The 15,463-nt window shown below is 61.2% G+C and carries 14 protein-coding genes; 11 read left to right on the top strand and 3 right to left on the bottom strand.

The genetic code is table 11. The features are described 5' to 3' along the window. The first annotated feature begins 13 nt into the window (after window positions 1-13). The 4 genes from murI to CV013_RS13395 all read left to right on the top strand — a co-directional run bounded on the left by murI (window position 14) and on the right by CV013_RS13395 (window position 5,276). Window positions 14-808: a glutamate racemase gene (murI, locus tag CV013_RS13380; protein WP_102156189.1), complete on the top strand. Its 795-nt coding sequence runs from the start codon at window positions 14-16 to the stop codon at window positions 806-808. Between the two features lie 121 nt (window positions 809-929). Beyond that, window positions 930-2,150 carry a 5-aminolevulinate synthase gene (hemA, locus tag CV013_RS13385; RefSeq protein WP_102156250.1) on the top strand — a complete coding sequence of 407 codons (1,221 nt, stop codon included), beginning with the start codon at window positions 930-932 and terminating at the stop codon, window positions 2,148-2,150. A gap of 122 nt (window positions 2,151-2,272) precedes the next feature. After that, entirely contained in the window at window positions 2,273-4,465 is a 2,193-nt protein-coding gene (locus CV013_RS13390) for an EAL domain-containing protein (RefSeq protein ID WP_102156190.1), read from the top strand. A 118-nt stretch (window positions 4,466-4,583) separates the two neighbouring features. Continuing rightward, window positions 4,584-5,276 carry a nitroreductase gene (locus CV013_RS13395; RefSeq protein WP_102156191.1) on the top strand — a complete coding sequence of 231 codons (693 nt, stop codon included), beginning with the start codon at window positions 4,584-4,586 and terminating at the stop codon, window positions 5,274-5,276. A gap of 52 nt (window positions 5,277-5,328) precedes the next feature. Here CV013_RS13395 and CV013_RS13400 read toward each other — a convergent pair whose 3' ends face one another. Next, window positions 5,329-6,534 carry an alanine racemase gene (locus CV013_RS13400; protein ID WP_102156192.1) on the bottom strand — a complete coding sequence of 402 codons (1,206 nt, stop codon included), beginning with the start codon at window positions 6,532-6,534 and terminating at the stop codon, window positions 5,329-5,331. A 225-nt stretch (window positions 6,535-6,759) separates the two neighbouring features. On the opposite strand from CV013_RS13400, the gene CV013_RS13405 reads away from it, so the two are divergent. Further along, the gene (locus CV013_RS13405) at window positions 6,760-8,463 is read left to right on the top strand and encodes a GGDEF domain-containing protein (RefSeq protein WP_198591879.1); all 1,704 of its coding nucleotides are present in this window, start codon (window positions 6,760-6,762) and stop codon (window positions 8,461-8,463) included. A gap of 6 nt (window positions 8,464-8,469) precedes the next feature. Here CV013_RS13405 and CV013_RS13410 read toward each other — a convergent pair whose 3' ends face one another. After that, a complete protein-coding gene (locus CV013_RS13410; RefSeq protein ID WP_102156194.1) occupies window positions 8,470-9,645 on the bottom strand; it encodes a carboxynorspermidine decarboxylase in 1,176 nt (391 codons plus the stop codon). A gap of 36 nt (window positions 9,646-9,681) precedes the next feature. Then, entirely contained in the window at window positions 9,682-10,893 is a 1,212-nt protein-coding gene (locus tag CV013_RS13415; protein WP_102156195.1) for a saccharopine dehydrogenase family protein, read from the bottom strand. Between the two features lie 321 nt (window positions 10,894-11,214). On the opposite strand from CV013_RS13415, the gene CV013_RS13420 reads away from it, so the two are divergent. From CV013_RS13420 to CV013_RS13445, 6 genes are all read left to right on the top strand, one after another. Then, window positions 11,215-12,189 carry a threonine ammonia-lyase gene (locus CV013_RS13420; RefSeq protein ID WP_102156251.1) on the top strand — a complete coding sequence of 325 codons (975 nt, stop codon included), beginning with the start codon at window positions 11,215-11,217 and terminating at the stop codon, window positions 12,187-12,189. A gap of 73 nt (window positions 12,190-12,262) precedes the next feature. Further along, window positions 12,263-13,480 (top strand): DUF3419 family protein, encoded by a 1,218-nt coding sequence (locus CV013_RS13425; RefSeq protein WP_102156196.1) that lies wholly within the window; start codon window positions 12,263-12,265, stop codon window positions 13,478-13,480. Next, window positions 13,480-14,130, top strand: a complete 651-nt coding sequence (locus CV013_RS13430) for a class I SAM-dependent methyltransferase (protein ID WP_102156197.1) — start codon at window positions 13,480-13,482, stop codon at window positions 14,128-14,130. The genes CV013_RS13425 and CV013_RS13430 overlap by 1 nt, the downstream gene beginning before the upstream one ends. Window positions 14,131-14,233: 103 nt before the next feature. After that, window positions 14,234-14,680, top strand: coding sequence for an MAPEG family protein (locus CV013_RS13435; RefSeq protein ID WP_102156198.1), 447 nt, complete (start codon window positions 14,234-14,236; stop codon window positions 14,678-14,680). Further along, window positions 14,677-15,120: an MAPEG family protein gene (locus tag CV013_RS13440; protein ID WP_190276540.1), complete on the top strand. Its 444-nt coding sequence runs from the start codon at window positions 14,677-14,679 to the stop codon at window positions 15,118-15,120. The genes CV013_RS13435 and CV013_RS13440 overlap by 4 nt, the downstream gene beginning before the upstream one ends. Window positions 15,121-15,248: 128 nt before the next feature. Then, a complete protein-coding gene (locus tag CV013_RS13445) occupies window positions 15,249-15,452 on the top strand; it encodes a hypothetical protein (RefSeq protein WP_102156199.1) in 204 nt (67 codons plus the stop codon). Window positions 15,453-15,463 lie beyond the last annotated feature (11 nt).

Below are 15,463 nucleotides of genomic sequence, written 5' to 3' on the forward strand. Positions count from 1 at the left end.
GGAGTTTCTTTTCTTGATCGTCGATCCCGCCGCCCCGATCCTGCTGTTCGATTCCGGTGTCGGCGGGCTGACTGTGCTGGCTGAACTGCGGAAGGTTCTGCCGCAGGCCCCGGTGATCTATGCCGCCGATACGGCTGGCCTGCCCTATGGCGAGAAGACAGAAGCGCAGATTGCCGCGCGGGTGGCGGGTCTGCTTGGGCGGATGAGCGAGCGGTATCGCCCACGCCTTGCTACTATCGCCTGCAACACCGCCAGCACGATTGCGCTGGGTATGGTGCGCGAAGTGCTCAACATTCCCATCGTCGGCACGGTCCCAGCGATCAAGCCCGCCGCCGCGATGACGCGCAGCGGAACGATCGGCCTGCTCGGCACGCATGCCACCATCCGACAAGGGTACGTCGACCGACTCGAAGCGGAATTTGCCGCCGACAAGCGGCTGCTGCGCTTCGGCGCGCCGGGGCTGGTGGCCGCAGCGGAGGCAAAATTGCGCGGTCAGGCGGTCGATCCGGGTGCCATTTCCGAGGCAGTCAGCGGCCTTCGCAGCCAACCCGGCGGGGCAGAGATCGACACCGTGGTGCTCGCCTGCACCCATTTCCCGCTGCTGACGGAAGAACTGGCGGCAGCATTCGGGCCGCAGGTGCGCTTTATCGACGGGGCTGCCGGAATTGCCCGCCGCATCGCCAGCCTCACGCAAGGGCAGGATTTTAGCCGCGACACCGCCGATCACGCGGTATTCACTGCCGCGCCCGACCCTGCACTGGCCCCTGCTCTGTCCCGTTACGGAATAGAAAACGCCGCCCTGTTCTAATCGCGAACGGTTCGCAAAGATCGCTGTGGCATAATCGCGCCAAGAAGCGTAACCGGCTGATCGCATTCGGCCGGTGACGGGACCGGCGCAGGCTTGGACAGTGTCAGTGACTATCGGGCAAGTGAATTACAATCAGATCTTCGATCAGGCGATCGACCGCCTCCATTCCGAAGGTCGTTACCGCGTTTTCATCGACATCCTGCGAAACAAGGGTGCATTTCCCAATGCGCGCTGTTTCCACGGACATAACGGGCCGAAACCGGTAACCGTCTGGTGTTCCAACGACTATCTCGCGATGGGTCAGCATCCCAAAGTGATCGCCGCGATGGAAGAGGCACTGCACGACGTCGGCGCCGGATCGGGCGGCACCCGCAATATCGGCGGCAACACCCATTACCACGTCGATCTGGAAAACGAGCTGGCCGACCTGCACGGCAAGGAAGCCGCCCTGCTCTTCACCAGCGGCTATGTCTCCAACGATGCAACGCTGTCCACGCTGGCCAAGCTGTTGCCGGGCTGCGTAATTTTTTCCGACGAACTCAATCACGCCAGCATGATCGCGGGCATTCGCAATTCGGGCTGTGAAAAGCGCGTGTGGCGGCACAACGATGTCGCCCATCTGGAAGAATTGCTGGCCGCGGAAGATCCCGAAACGCCCAAGCTGATCGCGTTCGAAAGCGTCTATTCGATGGATGCCGATATCGCGCCAGTTCACGCGATCTGCGATCTGGCGGACAAGTACAACGCGCTGACCTATATCGACGAAGTGCACGCCGTGGGCATGTATGGCGAACGTGGCGGCGGGATCACCGAACGTGACGAAGCCGCTCACCGGATCGATATTATCGAAGGCACGCTGGGCAAGGCGTTCGGCGTTATGGGCGGCTATATCGCGGCGGATCGCAAGATCATCGACGTGATCCGTTCCTATGCGCCGGGCTTTATCTTCACCACTTCGCTCAGCCCTGTGCTGGTGGCCGGGGTGCTGGCATCGGTGCGCCACCTCAAATCGTCGAGCGCGGAGCGTGACGGGCAGCAGGCAGCGGCGCAGCGGCTGAAAGACCTGATGCGCGAATCCGGGCTGCCTGTGATGGACAGCACCACGCATATCGTGCCGCTGATGGTAGGCGATCCGGTGAAGGCCAAACGGATCAGCGACATCCTGCTGGCGGAATATGGCGTCTATGTTCAGCCGATCAATTTCCCTACCGTACCGCGCGGGACAGAGCGTTTGCGCTTCACCCCCGGCCCGGCTCACTCGGAAGAGATGATGCGCGAACTGGTGTCTGCGCTGGTGGAAATCTGGGATCGGCTCGACATGGAACTGCGCGAAGCTGCCTGAAATGGCAGCCTATAAATCGACAGCTATCGACGACGATTTAGGCAGATATAAACCATTATAATGCACTGAATTCCAGGCGTTTCCGGAATGTCCCGGAACGACAGGCTGGATATTCGGAAACCGTGCGAAAGCTGCTGAAGGGATTTTCCGGGGCGCAACCCCTTGTCGATGACCGTCCGGTTACCGCCGATGGCCTGCGCCTCGCTGTGCTCGACGATTTTGAACAGACCGACATCGCGTGGATCTGGTCTTCGGATAGCGATAACGCCCTCAGCTATCTCTCGCCCGGCGCAGCGGACAAGCTGGGCATCCCGTTGCCCTCGCTGCTGGGTCAGCCGCTGACGGCGTTATTCGAAACCGACCCGCAAGACCCGGACGACCGTGCGGGCCGTCCGCTCGGCTTCCAGCTCAATGCCCGCAACAAGCTGTCAGCCTTCGTCGTGCGCTGCGCTCTGCCTCAGGCGAAAGAAACATCCCGCACCGTATGGCTCTCGCTTTCGGCCCAGCCCAGGATCGACGCAGAGGGCAATTTCCACGGCTATCGCGGGATGGCGACCGACGTGTCGGTGGAATACCAGCGCAAGATAGAAGACACGCGTCTGGCGGAATTCGATTCCCTGACCGGCCTGTACAATCGCCACCGGATGACACGGCGGCTCGACAGCGTTCTGGCAGCATACAAAGCAGCAAAGCGCAGTTGTGCGCTGATAATGCTCGATCTCGACCGGTTCAAACAGGTCAACGACACAATGGGCCACCCTGCGGGCGACGCTTTGTTGCAGGAAGTCGCGGCACGGCTGCACAGTGCGATCGGAAATCGGGGCGAGATCGGTCGACTGGGTGGCGATGAGTTCCAGATTATCCTGCCCGATCTGGACGATCGGGGTAAGCTGGGCGAGCTGGCGGACAAGATCATCCAGATCGTTTCGCAGCCTTATACCATCGACGACAAGCGCGCGATCATTGGAACATCGGTCGGCATCGCCATCGCCCCTTATGACGGGCTTGAAACCGAAGAGCTGGTTCGTGCATCGGATCTGGCGCTCTATGCTGCCAAGAATGGCGGACGCGGGCAGTTCCGGTTCTACTCCGCCGATTTGCACGACGAGGAACAGGAACGACAGCTCTTGCTCGACGATCTGCGCGAGGCGCTCGACGCGGACGAATTGCAACTGCACTATCAGCCTGTCGTACGGATCGCAGACAGCCATGTAGTCGGCATGGAAGCGCTGATGCGCTGGGAACACGAGGAACGCGGCTGGGTCAGCCCGGCAACGTTCATTCCCGTGGCAGAGGAGACAAGCCTGATTTCATCGTTGGGCGAATGGGCGCTGCATCAGGCCTGCCGCGACGCGATGGAGTGGCCCGAGACGGTGCGCGTCGCAGTAAACGTCTCGCCCCGCCAGTTCGTCGCCAACGGCTTCGTTGAGCAGGTTGCCGGTGCCATCGCCGCCAGCGGGATCGCACCGGATCGGCTGGAGCTGGAACTGACCGAAAGCGTTTTCATGGGCGACAACGACGCAACCGAAGCCACTTTCAACCAGTTGAAAGAAATCGGAGTGCGTCTGGCGCTCGACGATTTCGGAACCGGCTATTCCTCGCTCAGCTACCTGCGCTCTGCCCCGTTCGACAAGCTCAAGGTCGATAAGAGCTTCGTCGATTCGTGCACGATGAACGATCAGAACAGCGCCAAGATCATCACGGCGATCATCGGCCTGTCGAAAGCGCTGGGTATGGAAACCACTGTCGAAGGGGTAGAGGCGTTCGATCAGCTCAATGTGGTGAAACAGAAAGGCGCCACGCTGGTTCAGGGCTGGCTCTATGCCAGGGCGATGCCGCAGGCGGTTGTGCTGGATCATATCAATTCGGGCGAATTCAGGATCGAACCGAGCGGGCCGGACAAGCACCGCCCGGATCGGCGCGCAATGTTCCGCCGGATCGGTCTGATCCATGAAGACTATCGCTACGAAGCGGTCATCCGCGACTTGTCCGCGACGGGTGCCTTCATCGAAGGACTGGTCGGTGTGCCCGTCGGCACCCCTCTGGTGCTCGATCTCGGTGCCGGGCAACTGGTGGTTTGCGAAGTAGCGCGGTCCGAAGGGGCGCAGATCGGGGTGGAATTCGAAACCCCGCTGGTCAACGATGGTGCCGGTGGCTTGTGTACTCGGCACCGCGCCAGCCCCTACGCACTTGCCGCCGCCGGGATGCCGCTGGGTGCGTTGCCGCAAGGCAGCTATCCATTGGAACAGTTGCATGGGGCACCCAAAGGGCAACCGCAGTTCATGCAGGTCCAGGTCGGCAAGACAATCTTCTGACCGATCGGCGCGGTCGAATGCTAATGGCGCGCGTTCGCCGCAATTCGGAGAGTGCCGGCAACCACCTGTCTTACCTGCACACTTTACTTGCACGTAAAGCGCGCTAACTGTGCGCCCCATGCCAGAAATACCCCAGTCTCCGCCCTACGACGATGTCGTACTCGGCCGTCGCTCTATCCGTGGATACCTCGATAAACCCGTTCCCCGCGAACTGATCGCGGAGATATTGGCGCTGGCGATGCGTTCGCCATCGTCGATGAATTCGCAACCCTGGCACTTCCATGTCATCACCGGCGAACCGCTCGATCGCATTCGCAAGGGCAATACCGACAACATTCTTGCCGGGGTGCCCGACAGCCGCGAATTCCGCCGTGGCCAGCCTTTCACCGGAGTTCACCGTGAGCGACAGGTGGGCGTTGCCAAACAGTTATTCAGCGCAATGGGGATCGAACGCGACAACAAGGAACAACGGCAGGACTGGGTTCTGCGCGGTTTCCGCCAGTTCGACGCGCCGGTGTGCATAATCGTCGCTTATGATCGCGAACTGGCTGACAGCGACGACAGTGCCTTCGATTGCGGTGCCGTCACCACAGCGCTGGTCAACGCAGCGTGGAGCCGCGGGCTCGGCTGCGTCATCAACAGTCAGGGTATCATGCAAAGCCCGGTGGTGCGCGAACACGCCGCCATCCCCGACGATCAGGTCATTATGAAAGCGGTCGCGCTTGGCTGGCCCGACGAAAGCTTCCCCGCCAACGCGGTGGTCAGCGAACGCAAGAGCGTGGAGGAAGCCGCGCGGTTCATCGGTTTCTGACCAACTCGCGATGCAGGAAGAGAGCCCCGGCAGTTAGCCGGGGCGCTTTCCCTTATCGCAAGCTCACAACGTTGTCGCTCGCGCGCGGGTCGACGCGGTCGCCGCGATAGAGGCTGCTCATCGGCTCGTCTTCGACAACATATTGCTCGGCATTGCCGAAACCGTTGAACCCGGTCTTCATCGCAGCGCCATAGGCACCGAGCATACCGATTTCGATATAGTCGCCCGCCTGAATATCTTCCGGCAACATGAAGGGGCCCTTCATGAAATCGGCATCGTCGCAGGTCGGGCCATAGAACGAGAATTCGGAGACCGGCTGAGTCAGGTCGTCTTCCAGCGCATTGACCGGGAAACGCCACTCGATATGCGCGGCATCGAACAACGCGCCATAGGCACCGTCGTTGATGAACAGCTCTTCGCCCCGGCGTTTTTCCACGCGGACGACCAGCGATGAATATTCGGCGCACAGCGCGCGGCCGGGTTCGCACCACAGCTCTGCGTTATAAGCAATCGGCAACGCTTCGAAGTGGCGGAAAATCACCGAGAAGAAATCTTCCAGCGGAGGCGGTTCCATGCCCGGATATTCGCTGGGAAAACCGCCGCCGACATCGACCACGTCGATTACCACCGATGCTTCGGCCACTGCAGCACGCACACGTTCCAGCGCCTGCACATAGGCGAACGGGGTCATCGCCTGACTGCCGACATGGAAACACACGCCCAGCCAGTCGCAGTGCTGGCGGGTCTGCTGCAACAGCGCCGCGGCATCGGCCAGATCCACTCCGAATTTCGAAGCCAGGCTCAGTTCCGAATATTCGCTCGACACACGCAAACGGACCAGCAGACGCAGGTCGCTTGGCGGAATGCCATCGGCATCGGAACAGGCCGAAACGATCTTCTCCAGTTCCTCGACCGTATCGAGGCTGAAAGTGCGAACACCGTGCACATTGTATGCTTCGGCAATCGCCTTCGCCGTTTTGACCGGGTGCATGAAGCACAGAGTCGCATCGGGCAGAGTCTGCCGCACCAACCGCACTTCAGCGATAGAAGCGACGTCGAAATGGCTGATACCGTTGGCCCACAGCACGCGCAGCAGATCGGGCGAAGGATTCGCCTTCACCGCATAGAGCGACTTGCCCGGAAACTTCTCCGCAAAGAAGTGGGCAGCGCGCGCAGCAGCGTGCGGACGGTTAAGGATAACCGGCTCGTCCGGCGAGATGTCGCGAACTACAGACCGAGCGTCAGGATAGATGTGCAATTCAAGGGACCCCCAAACGGTAAGTTTGAACGAGGCTGCCTTGCGGTTAGGAAGTCCCCTTGGGGCAGCGGAGGGCGCATATAATCGGCCAGCGATGAATCGCAAGTGAAAATGGAGATTGAATTGCACAACCCGCGATGAGACGAAGCGTGCATCAGCCTGGGCGGTGTGGAGGCCACTGACATTAAAGACTATTCAATAGTTTGGGCGTATCAGGCCGCCATGGTGAGACGCATAGCAACCCTGACAGCAGTCATACTGGCGTTTCTCGCCACACTGGCTGTCGTCTCGCCAGCCAGCGCGCATTCGCTGTTCGATCAATCGTGCAGTCTGGCATCCGACACGCCCCTTACCCTCGCAGAAGCGCGTGCCAGCGGCGATTGGCATTGTCCGGCGCAGCGTAGCGACATGAAAACCCGGCATGCTTGGGTACGTATTCCACCAGCCGAAATGCCGCCTGGCACGGTCGATTTACAAAGCGATTCGATGGCGTCGGACGGGATGACCATCGCCACAATCGGGCGCGACGGCAAAGTTCACGCAACCCATTACACCCCCACTGCAATCGCTCACCACTGGACTGCGGGAACCCGGTTTTCGATCCCCCTGCCGCTGGAAACGAAAGATATCGATTCGATTTACATGCGAATCGACAATCCCATCGGTCCGCAAGTGGCCACCAGTATGTCCGTTGCCCCCCACGACAGTGTCGCACCGGAACGGCTTGTGCTGTCGGTCATGCTGGCTTTTCTGACTGGCATGCTAGCAATCGTCGCGATTCACAGCCTGGTGATGTCGATTGCCATGCAGAGCAGATTTGCATTCTACAACTTTACCGGACTGGGCATGCTGATGATCTACACGATCTCGTCCAGCTCATTGATATTTCTTATATTTCCCAATCTGGAATTATGGCCCCGCACGACAATTTCATACGCTGCGGTGGCCATTTCGATCAGTATGCTGGGACCGTTCCTGCTGAACTTTCTCGAACCGGGAATGATTACCCCCAGCATGCGGCGCCTGATCGTGTTGACGGCTTCTATCGCCTTTGCCGCCAGTCTGATCGCACCGCTTGCGTGGCTGACCGGCTGGTCGCTGCGCGGAATTTATCACCTGTTGTTCGTACCGGGCATAGTAATCGGCACTATCGCTATCCGCGAGGCGTGGCGCAAAGGCAGTGTGATGGCGCGGGCATTCACATATGCGTGGATCGTGCCGACCCTTGTCGCTGTCGAACGCATTGCCCGCGCCTTCAATCTCTCGCCGCTCGATTATACCGCCGATACCGCGTTCTATATCGCAATGGCCGGCGAAGGAATCGCCATGTCGATAGCGATTGCGTGGCGTTTCAACAGCGTGAAACACGAACGCGACGAGGCGTTGCGAAGGGGCTCCGAACTGGCCGAAGTCGCGTCAAGAGATTCGCTGACCGGCCTGTTCAACCGCCGCGATTTCGATTCGCGGCGCTGGCGCAAATCGGATGTGCTGGCCATCGTCGATCTGGATCGGTTCAAGACGATCAACGACCGCCACGGCCACCTGGTGGGTGACGAAGTATTGCGCGCAGTGGGCAAGGCACTGGCGGATTGCGTCTCAGCAGGTCAGATTCTGCGCGCCTGGCGTCTGGGAGGCGAAGAATTCGCTGTCGCGATCGATGCGGCATCCATCGATGCCGCTGCGATCGCGCTCAACGTTGTGCGCGAACGGATCGCTGCGGAGGCGCGATCCGCCGTTCCGCAAGTGCAGGAAACCATCACCGCCAGCGCAGGAATGGCCTCTATCGGCAAGGAAGGGATGCGGCAGGCCTATCGCACAGCCGATGCCGCATTGTACCACGCCAAGGCCAGCGGCCGCGACCGGCTATGTTACGATGTCGGCAGCCATACGATGGCGACGATCTTCCCCCGCCCCCGCGCCGCGGCCTGACGGCAATCAGCTCAGCCGGTTGCGGAAATCCTCGTAATCGAAGCTTTTCACCAGATCGAGCTGATCGCTCTCGCTGTCCCACAGCCATATCGACGGTAATTGCACACCATTGAAAGTGTTGGTCTTTACCATCGAATAATGCGCCTGATCGAGGAATGCGATCCTCTGCCCCGGCTCTGCCGGAACCGGCAGCGAATAATCGCCAATCACGTCCCCCGCCAGGCACGAGGGCCCGCCCAGCCGGATCGGTTCCCCTTCCCCGGCGCGTTCGTGCAGCATCGCCGGGCGATAGGGTGCTTCGATCACATCGGGCATGTGGCAGGTGGCGGATATGTCGGTGATCGCGAAGGGCACATCGTTCACCCCTGAATCGAGGATCGTCCCAACCAGTATCCCTGCGTCCAGCGCTACGGCTTCGCCCGGTTCGAGATAGATTTCCGCGCCGGTGTCTTCCTTCGCATCGCGCAGGAATTCGATCAGTTCTTCACGCTGATAATCGGCGCGGGTGATATGATGCCCGCCGCCCATGTTGATCCATTTGAGCTGCCCGAACCACGGCTCTATCGCGTCGAACACTTTGTCCCACGTGGCCTGCAACGGCTGCAAATCCTGTTCGCACAGATTGTGGAAATGGATGCCGTCAATCCCTTCCATCATCTCCGGCGTCAATTGATCGATAGGAAAGCCAAGCCGACTGCCGGGGCTGGAGGGATCGTAACGCGGCACTTCGCCGGTCGGCACCCTGGGATTGACCCGCAGACCGATTTCGAAATCCCCGGAAGTGAGCCGTGCCTGCTCCAGAATCAGCCGTGCCCGCTCTATCTGAGCCGGGTTGTTGAAGAGCACGTGGTCCGACAGGCGGCAGATTTCTTCCAGCTCATTGGGCTTATACGCAGGCGAATAAGTAGTGATTTCGCCATCGTAGAACTCGCTGGCGAGCCGCGCTTCCCACAGGCCGCTGGCGCACACCCCATCGAGATATTCCCCGATGATAGGCGCAACCGACCACATGCTGAATGCCTTGAGCGCAGACAACACCTTGATATCGGCGGCATCGCGAATATCGGCCAGTATTTGCAGATTGGCGCGCAGTTTTGCCGCATCGACCACAAACGCCGGGGTATCCACCCGATTGAGGTCAAACTGCGCGAATGCGCCGGGATCGCCTGCCCTGGTTTCCATTGTTGCCCTTTCCACGCACCAAAAGCAGAACCACCCTTAAAAGGAAACCGGCCCGTCCAGTTCCTCGACCGTCCAGGGCAGGCCCTGCGTGTTGAGCATATCCATGAAGGGATCGGGGTCCATCTGTTCCATGTTGAACACGCCCTGCCCGCTCCACTTGCCCTGCACCACCATTGCACTGCCGATCATCGCCGGCACGCCGGTGGTGTAGCTGACAGCCTGATTGCCGGTTTCCTCATAAGCGGCCTCGTGGCTGCAGATATTCTTGATGTAGAACGTCTTTTCACCCGATCCGTCAAGCGCCTCACCAGTGGCGATCACACCGATGTTGGTGTTGCCCTTGGTCGTCTCGCCCAGCGTTTCGGGTTTGGGCAGCACAGCAGCGAGGAATTGCAGCGGGATGATATCCTTGCCCTGATATTTCACCGGATCGATCCGGGTCATCCCGACATTCTGCAACACCGTGAGGTGTTTGATGTATTCGTCCCCGAAAGTCATCCAGAAGCGCGCACGCTCCAGCTCCGGGTTGAAGCGGGCGAGGCTCTCCAGTTCTTCATGGTACATCATGTACATGTTCTTGGGGCCGACGGCCTCAAAGTCGAATTCGACCTTCTTGCCCATCGCCGGAGTCTCGACGAATTCGCCGTTTTCCCAGTGGCGAGCAGGTGCGGTCACTTCGCGGATGTTGATTTCCGGGTTGAAGTTGGTGGCAAAGGCCTGACCATGATCGCCACCGTTGCAATCGAGAATGTCGAGCTGGCGTATGGTTTTCAGCTTATGCTTCTTCAGCCACATGGTGAACACGCTGGTCACGCCCGGATCGAACCCGCTACCCAGCAGCGCCATCAGCCCGGCATCCCTGAACCGGTCGTGGTAGGCCCACTGCCACTTGTATTCGAACTTCGCTTCGTCCTTCGGTTCGTAGTTCGCGGTGTCGAGATAGCTGACCCCGGCGGCGAGGCAGGCGTCCATGATCGGCAGATCCTGATACGGCAGCGCCAGATTGATCACCAGACTCGGTTCGATCTGGTGGATCAGGTTGGTCATCGCCGGGACTTCTTCGGCGTCGATTTCATAAGTCGCGATATCCTGCCCCGTGCGTTCCTTCACGCTGGCGGCGATGGCATCGCATTTCGCCTTTGTCCGGCTGGCCAGATGTATCTCAGTGAAAATACCGGCGTTCATCGCCATTTTGTGCACGCAGACCGAGCTGACCCCGCCCGCGCCGATTACCAGGACTTTCGACATGAATGCTCCAATCTCTTTACCGGTGTGGCGGTAGCATTTGCCCCGCTCTTTCGAATGATCCGCTCCATAGTGGAATGCAGGAGAGAGACAATATGATCCGAAAACGCTTTCCTACAGCGCCGCCATCGGTATCCATGCGGCAGATGAGCCGCCTGCCCTCCTCCACCGCCTCCTGCATACGCCCGATCGCACGGGCCTGTTTCGGCATTGGGAGAGGTGCGATTTTTTTGAGTCAGGACTGTGTAACATGTGGTCCATGTCTCACTCAGGAGCGATGAATTGACCGACCGGCCAGACCAGCAATCGACACTTGCCACCCCCGTGCCGAATCGCGATGCCGACCGTGCACCTAACCGTTCGGGTGTCCTGCGCGCCGCCGCGAAAATCGCGCAGATCCTGCCGGCCACTCCGTTGCTTCCGGTGGAAATCAACGGTGTCCGGCTGCACGTGAAGGCGGAAAGCCTGCAACCGGTGGGCGCGTTCAAGATTCGCGGTGCCTGGCACCGGCTCAGCGATCTGAGCGCGGAAGAACGGGCGCGTGGGGTTATCGCTCTGTCGAGCGGCAATCACGCGCAAGGCGTAGCATGGGCCGCGCGCGAGCTGGGCATGGCCGCAACTATCGTGATGCCGGTCGATGCCCCGCAAACCAAGCTGGACGCAACCCGCGCGCTGGGCGCCGAAGTGGTGCTTTACGACCGCCCCGGCGGGGAAGATCGCGATGCGATTGCCGGGGCACTGGCGGCAGAGCGTGGCTGTGTGCTGGTGCACGCCTATGCCGATCCGTGGGTGATCGAAGGGCAAGGCAGCGCCGGGATCGAAATCGCCGCCCAACTGGGCCGCGCGCCGTCGCGCCTCATTATGCCGTGCGGCGGTGGCGGGCTGACTGCCGGGCTGGCGCTGGCATGTCTCGATGCAGAAATCTACCCGGTGGAGCCGGAGGGGTGGGACGATGTCCGCCTCAGCCTTGCCGCGGGCGAGATCGTGCGGGTGCCTGCGGATGCCCCGCCGACTGCCTGCGACGCGCTGCAAACCCCGTGGACCGCCCCGATCAACTTCGCGATCCTGCAACAGCGCGCGCAACCCGGCTCTGTCGCCACCCCGGCGCAAGTGCGCGCGGCACAGCGTTTCGCTTTCGAACGGCTGCGGCTGGTGATCGAACCCGGCGGCGCGGTGGCGCTGGCGGCGGCGCTGGCGGGAACGGTGCCGGTCGATGAAGACACCGTGATCCTGCTGAGCGGCGGCAACACCGACCGCGCCGCCTTCGCCAGAGTGTTGCAGGAGGGCGAGAGCGACTGATCACGCGCGAACCGTCACACGCCAGTCACCTGAGCGCCGTATCGACGAGACCGTCAACCAACGGGAACACGATATGGCAAGCAAGCCGAAACGGGTCATCGACGAAGCCGTCGTCCGCCATGAAGCGGGCGCGAAGGACAAACTGCTCGACCGGGCATTTGCCTTCGCATTCAAAGGGTTGGTCTATGCCCAGATCTGGGAAGACCCGGTGGTCGATATGGAGGGGCTGGACATCCGGCCCGACAGCCGGGTGGTAACCATCGCCAGCGGCAGTTGCAATGTGCTGTCCTACCTCACGGCGAACCCGGCGCAGATCGTCGCGCTCGATCTCAACCGCGGGCATATCGCGCTGGGGCATCTGAAGCTGGCTGCGGCGAAGCATCTGCCCGGCTACGACCGGTTCCGCCGGTTCTGCGGCGATGCCGATCACAAGGAAAACGTCGCCCTCTATCACGCGCATATCGCGCCGCATCTCGATAGCGAGAGCCGCAAATACTGGGAACGGCGCGACATTTCGGGCCGCAAGCGGATCGCGCATTTCAGCCGGGGGATTTACCGGCAAGGTTTGCTGGGCCGGTTCATCGGCCTGTCGCACCTGATGGCGAAGCTCTATCGCATCGATCTGGAGGCGATCCTCGATGCGCCCACGCTGGAAGATCAGCGGTCCGCGTTCGAGGCCACACTGGCCCCGGTGTTCGACCGCAAGTTCATCCGCTGGCTGACCGATCAGCCCGCATCGCTGTTCGGCCTGGGCATTCCGCCCGCGCAGTTCACGCACCTGGCAGGCGACGAACGCATGGCCGAAGTGCTGCGGCGGCGGTTGGAAAAGCTGGCCTGCGACTTCGCGGTGTCGGACAACTACTTCGCATGGCAAGCGTTCGGGCGCGGATACGGCAAAGGCGAAGATGCGCCGGTGCCGCCCTATCTCGAACGGCGGAACTATGCCGCGGTGCGCGACCGGGCCGACCGGGTCAGCCTGCGCCGCACCAGTTACACCGATTTCCTGAAGGGGGAGCCGGACAGCAGCCTCGACCGTTATATCCTGCTCGACGCGCAGGACTGGATGAACCCGGCGCAACTGACCGAGCTGTGGCGCGAAATCACCCGGACAGCCCGCCCCGGCGCGCGGGTGCTGTTCCGCACCTCTGCCGAGCCGGACCTGCTGCCGGGTCGGGTGGATGAGGCGTTGCTGTCGCAGTGGGATTACCGCGCAGACCAGTCCGCCGACCTCACCCGCCGTGATCGCTCCTCCATCTATGGCGGGGTGCATCTCTACGTGTTGCGCGACTGATGGCATCGGCACAGCCACACGGGGGCGACCACGCGGCGCTGATGGACTCGGTCTATCGCGGGCAACGGCATATCTACGACCTCACCCGCAAGTACTACCTGTTCGGGCGCGACCGACTGATCGACGGGCTGGACTGCGCGCTGGGCGATCGTGTGCTGGAGGTGGCCTGCGGCACCGGACGCAATCTGGCGCTGATCCAGCGGCGATGGCCCGGTGTGCGGCTGCACGGGTTCGATATTTCTGGCGAAATGCTCAAGAACGCATCGGCCCGCCTGCCCCACCATGTGCAACTGGCGCAAGGCGACGCCTGCCACTTCACCCCGATGGCGCTGTTCGGGCAGGATGGGTTCGAGCGGGTGATCGTGTCTTACTCGTTATCGATGATCCCTGACTGGCAAGGCGCGCTGGCGCAGGCTGCGGCAGCGCTTTCCCCGACAGGATCGCTTCACATCGTCGATTTCGGCAGTCTGGAGCGGATGCCTGCGATTGCTGCGGCAGGCCTGCGCGGATGGCTGAAGCGGTTCCATGTCGCGCCGCGGGAAGAACTGCCCGAAGTCGCGCAAGCCATCGCGCAGCGCAACGGCCTCGAATGCACGATTGGCGACGGGCCGCTGGGCTATTACCGGACAGTGCGCCTCCAGCCGCGCTGATCGTCCCCTCGTCCTGCCCCCGGCCAGACGGTTCGGTTGCAATTGACAACGGCATTACCCTCGCGCAGTCTCCACTACGGGGATCGATAAAGGGGGGAGTGATATGCAGGCACAGATGCTCGCGCCCGCCGCCGTACTGGTGGTGTGGACGCTGATAATGCTCGGATGGGCCGCGATGTTGCGGATACCGGCGCTGAAGAAAATCGGCGGACTGGCCAAGGCGCCGCCCGGTGGCCGGGGCCAGGATCTGGAAGGGGTGCTCGACCCGAAGATCAACTGGAAATCGCATAACTACAGCCACCTCGTGGAACAGCCGACAGTGTTCTATCCCACGGTCGTGATCCTGGCGATGATGGGTGCCACCGGGCTGGATGTGACGCTGGCGTGGATCTACGTCGCACTGCGTATCGCACACTCGCTGTGGCAGGCGATGGTCAATGTCGTGGCGGTGCGGTTCGTGATCTTCTTCGCCTCTACCCTCGTTCTGCTCACTCTTGCGATCCGCGCGGTGATGCTGACTCTATTTGCTCAGTCGGGAGTTGCTGTATGATCGGAATGGATATTCTCAAGCCGATGGTCGCGCTGATGGCGTGGACGATGGTCATGTGGGTGTGGATGTATGTCACCCGCATCCCGGCCATCGGTAAGATGGAAGGGCAGAACGCCCCCGGTGCCGATGTGGGCTGGACCGGGGCGAAACTGGAAGGCGCGCTGCCGCCCTCTGTTCAATGGAAAGCGCACAACTACAACCATCTGCACGAAGCGCCGACGCTGTTTTACGCTGTCTGTCTGGTGCTGGCGGTGATCGGTCAGGGGTCGGGCGTGAACGCCACGATCGCTTGGACCTATGTCGGGCTGCGGGTGGCGCATTCGATCTGGCAGGCGACGGTCAATCGCGTGATGGTGCGCTTCGCTCTGTTCACGCTGTCGACGCTGGCGCTGATCGCGCTGATCCTGCACGCCGGGATAGCGGTGTTCGGCCTCGTCTGACGATGGCGGAACGCGCCCCGTAGGAAGAAACGGTTGAATTGTGTCTCTCAGCCGATAAGCTGAGCTAACCGACGTCAACCACGCCCAAACCCTGTCCGGGGTATCGGGCCAGACGAAACGGGGGGACTATGCGTAAACCGCTTCGCGCGAAGCTCGCGCCTGCTACGCTGATGCCTGCAAACAATGCGCTTGCAGGCATGACCGGCAATCCGACTGCCATACGGGCGATTGCAAAGACCCTGCGCGAATACCGCCGGACTGTTTCCGCTCTGGCCGCGTTTTCCCCCACCACCAGCCATTGTTTCCCGGCCACCGTGTGTGCCCGGCCCTGACGGTTTCAACA

This window comes from Tsuneonella flava, assembly GCF_002870965.1.
GTDB classification, from domain to species: domain Bacteria; phylum Pseudomonadota; class Alphaproteobacteria; order Sphingomonadales; family Sphingomonadaceae; genus Tsuneonella; species Tsuneonella flava.

Coding starts and splice junctions, on each gene's coding strand:
- CV013_RS13395 (WP_102156191.1), top strand. CDS start 4,584: ATGCCAGAAATACCCCAGTCTCCGCCCTACGACGATGTCGTACTCGGC.
- CV013_RS13410 (WP_102156194.1), bottom strand. CDS start 9,645: ATGGAAACCAGGGCAGGCGATCCCGGCGCATTCGCGCAGTTTGACCTC.
- CV013_RS13415 (WP_102156195.1), bottom strand. CDS start 10,893: ATGTCGAAAGTCCTGGTAATCGGCGCGGGCGGGGTCAGCTCGGTCTGC.
- CV013_RS13425 (WP_102156196.1), top strand. CDS start 12,263: ATGGCAAGCAAGCCGAAACGGGTCATCGACGAAGCCGTCGTCCGCCAT.
- CV013_RS13430 (WP_102156197.1), top strand. CDS start 13,480: ATGGCATCGGCACAGCCACACGGGGGCGACCACGCGGCGCTGATGGAC.
- CV013_RS13435 (WP_102156198.1), top strand. CDS start 14,234: ATGCAGGCACAGATGCTCGCGCCCGCCGCCGTACTGGTGGTGTGGACG.
- CV013_RS13440 (WP_190276540.1), top strand. CDS start 14,677: ATGATCGGAATGGATATTCTCAAGCCGATGGTCGCGCTGATGGCGTGG.
- CV013_RS13445 (WP_102156199.1), top strand. CDS start 15,249: ATGCGTAAACCGCTTCGCGCGAAGCTCGCGCCTGCTACGCTGATGCCT.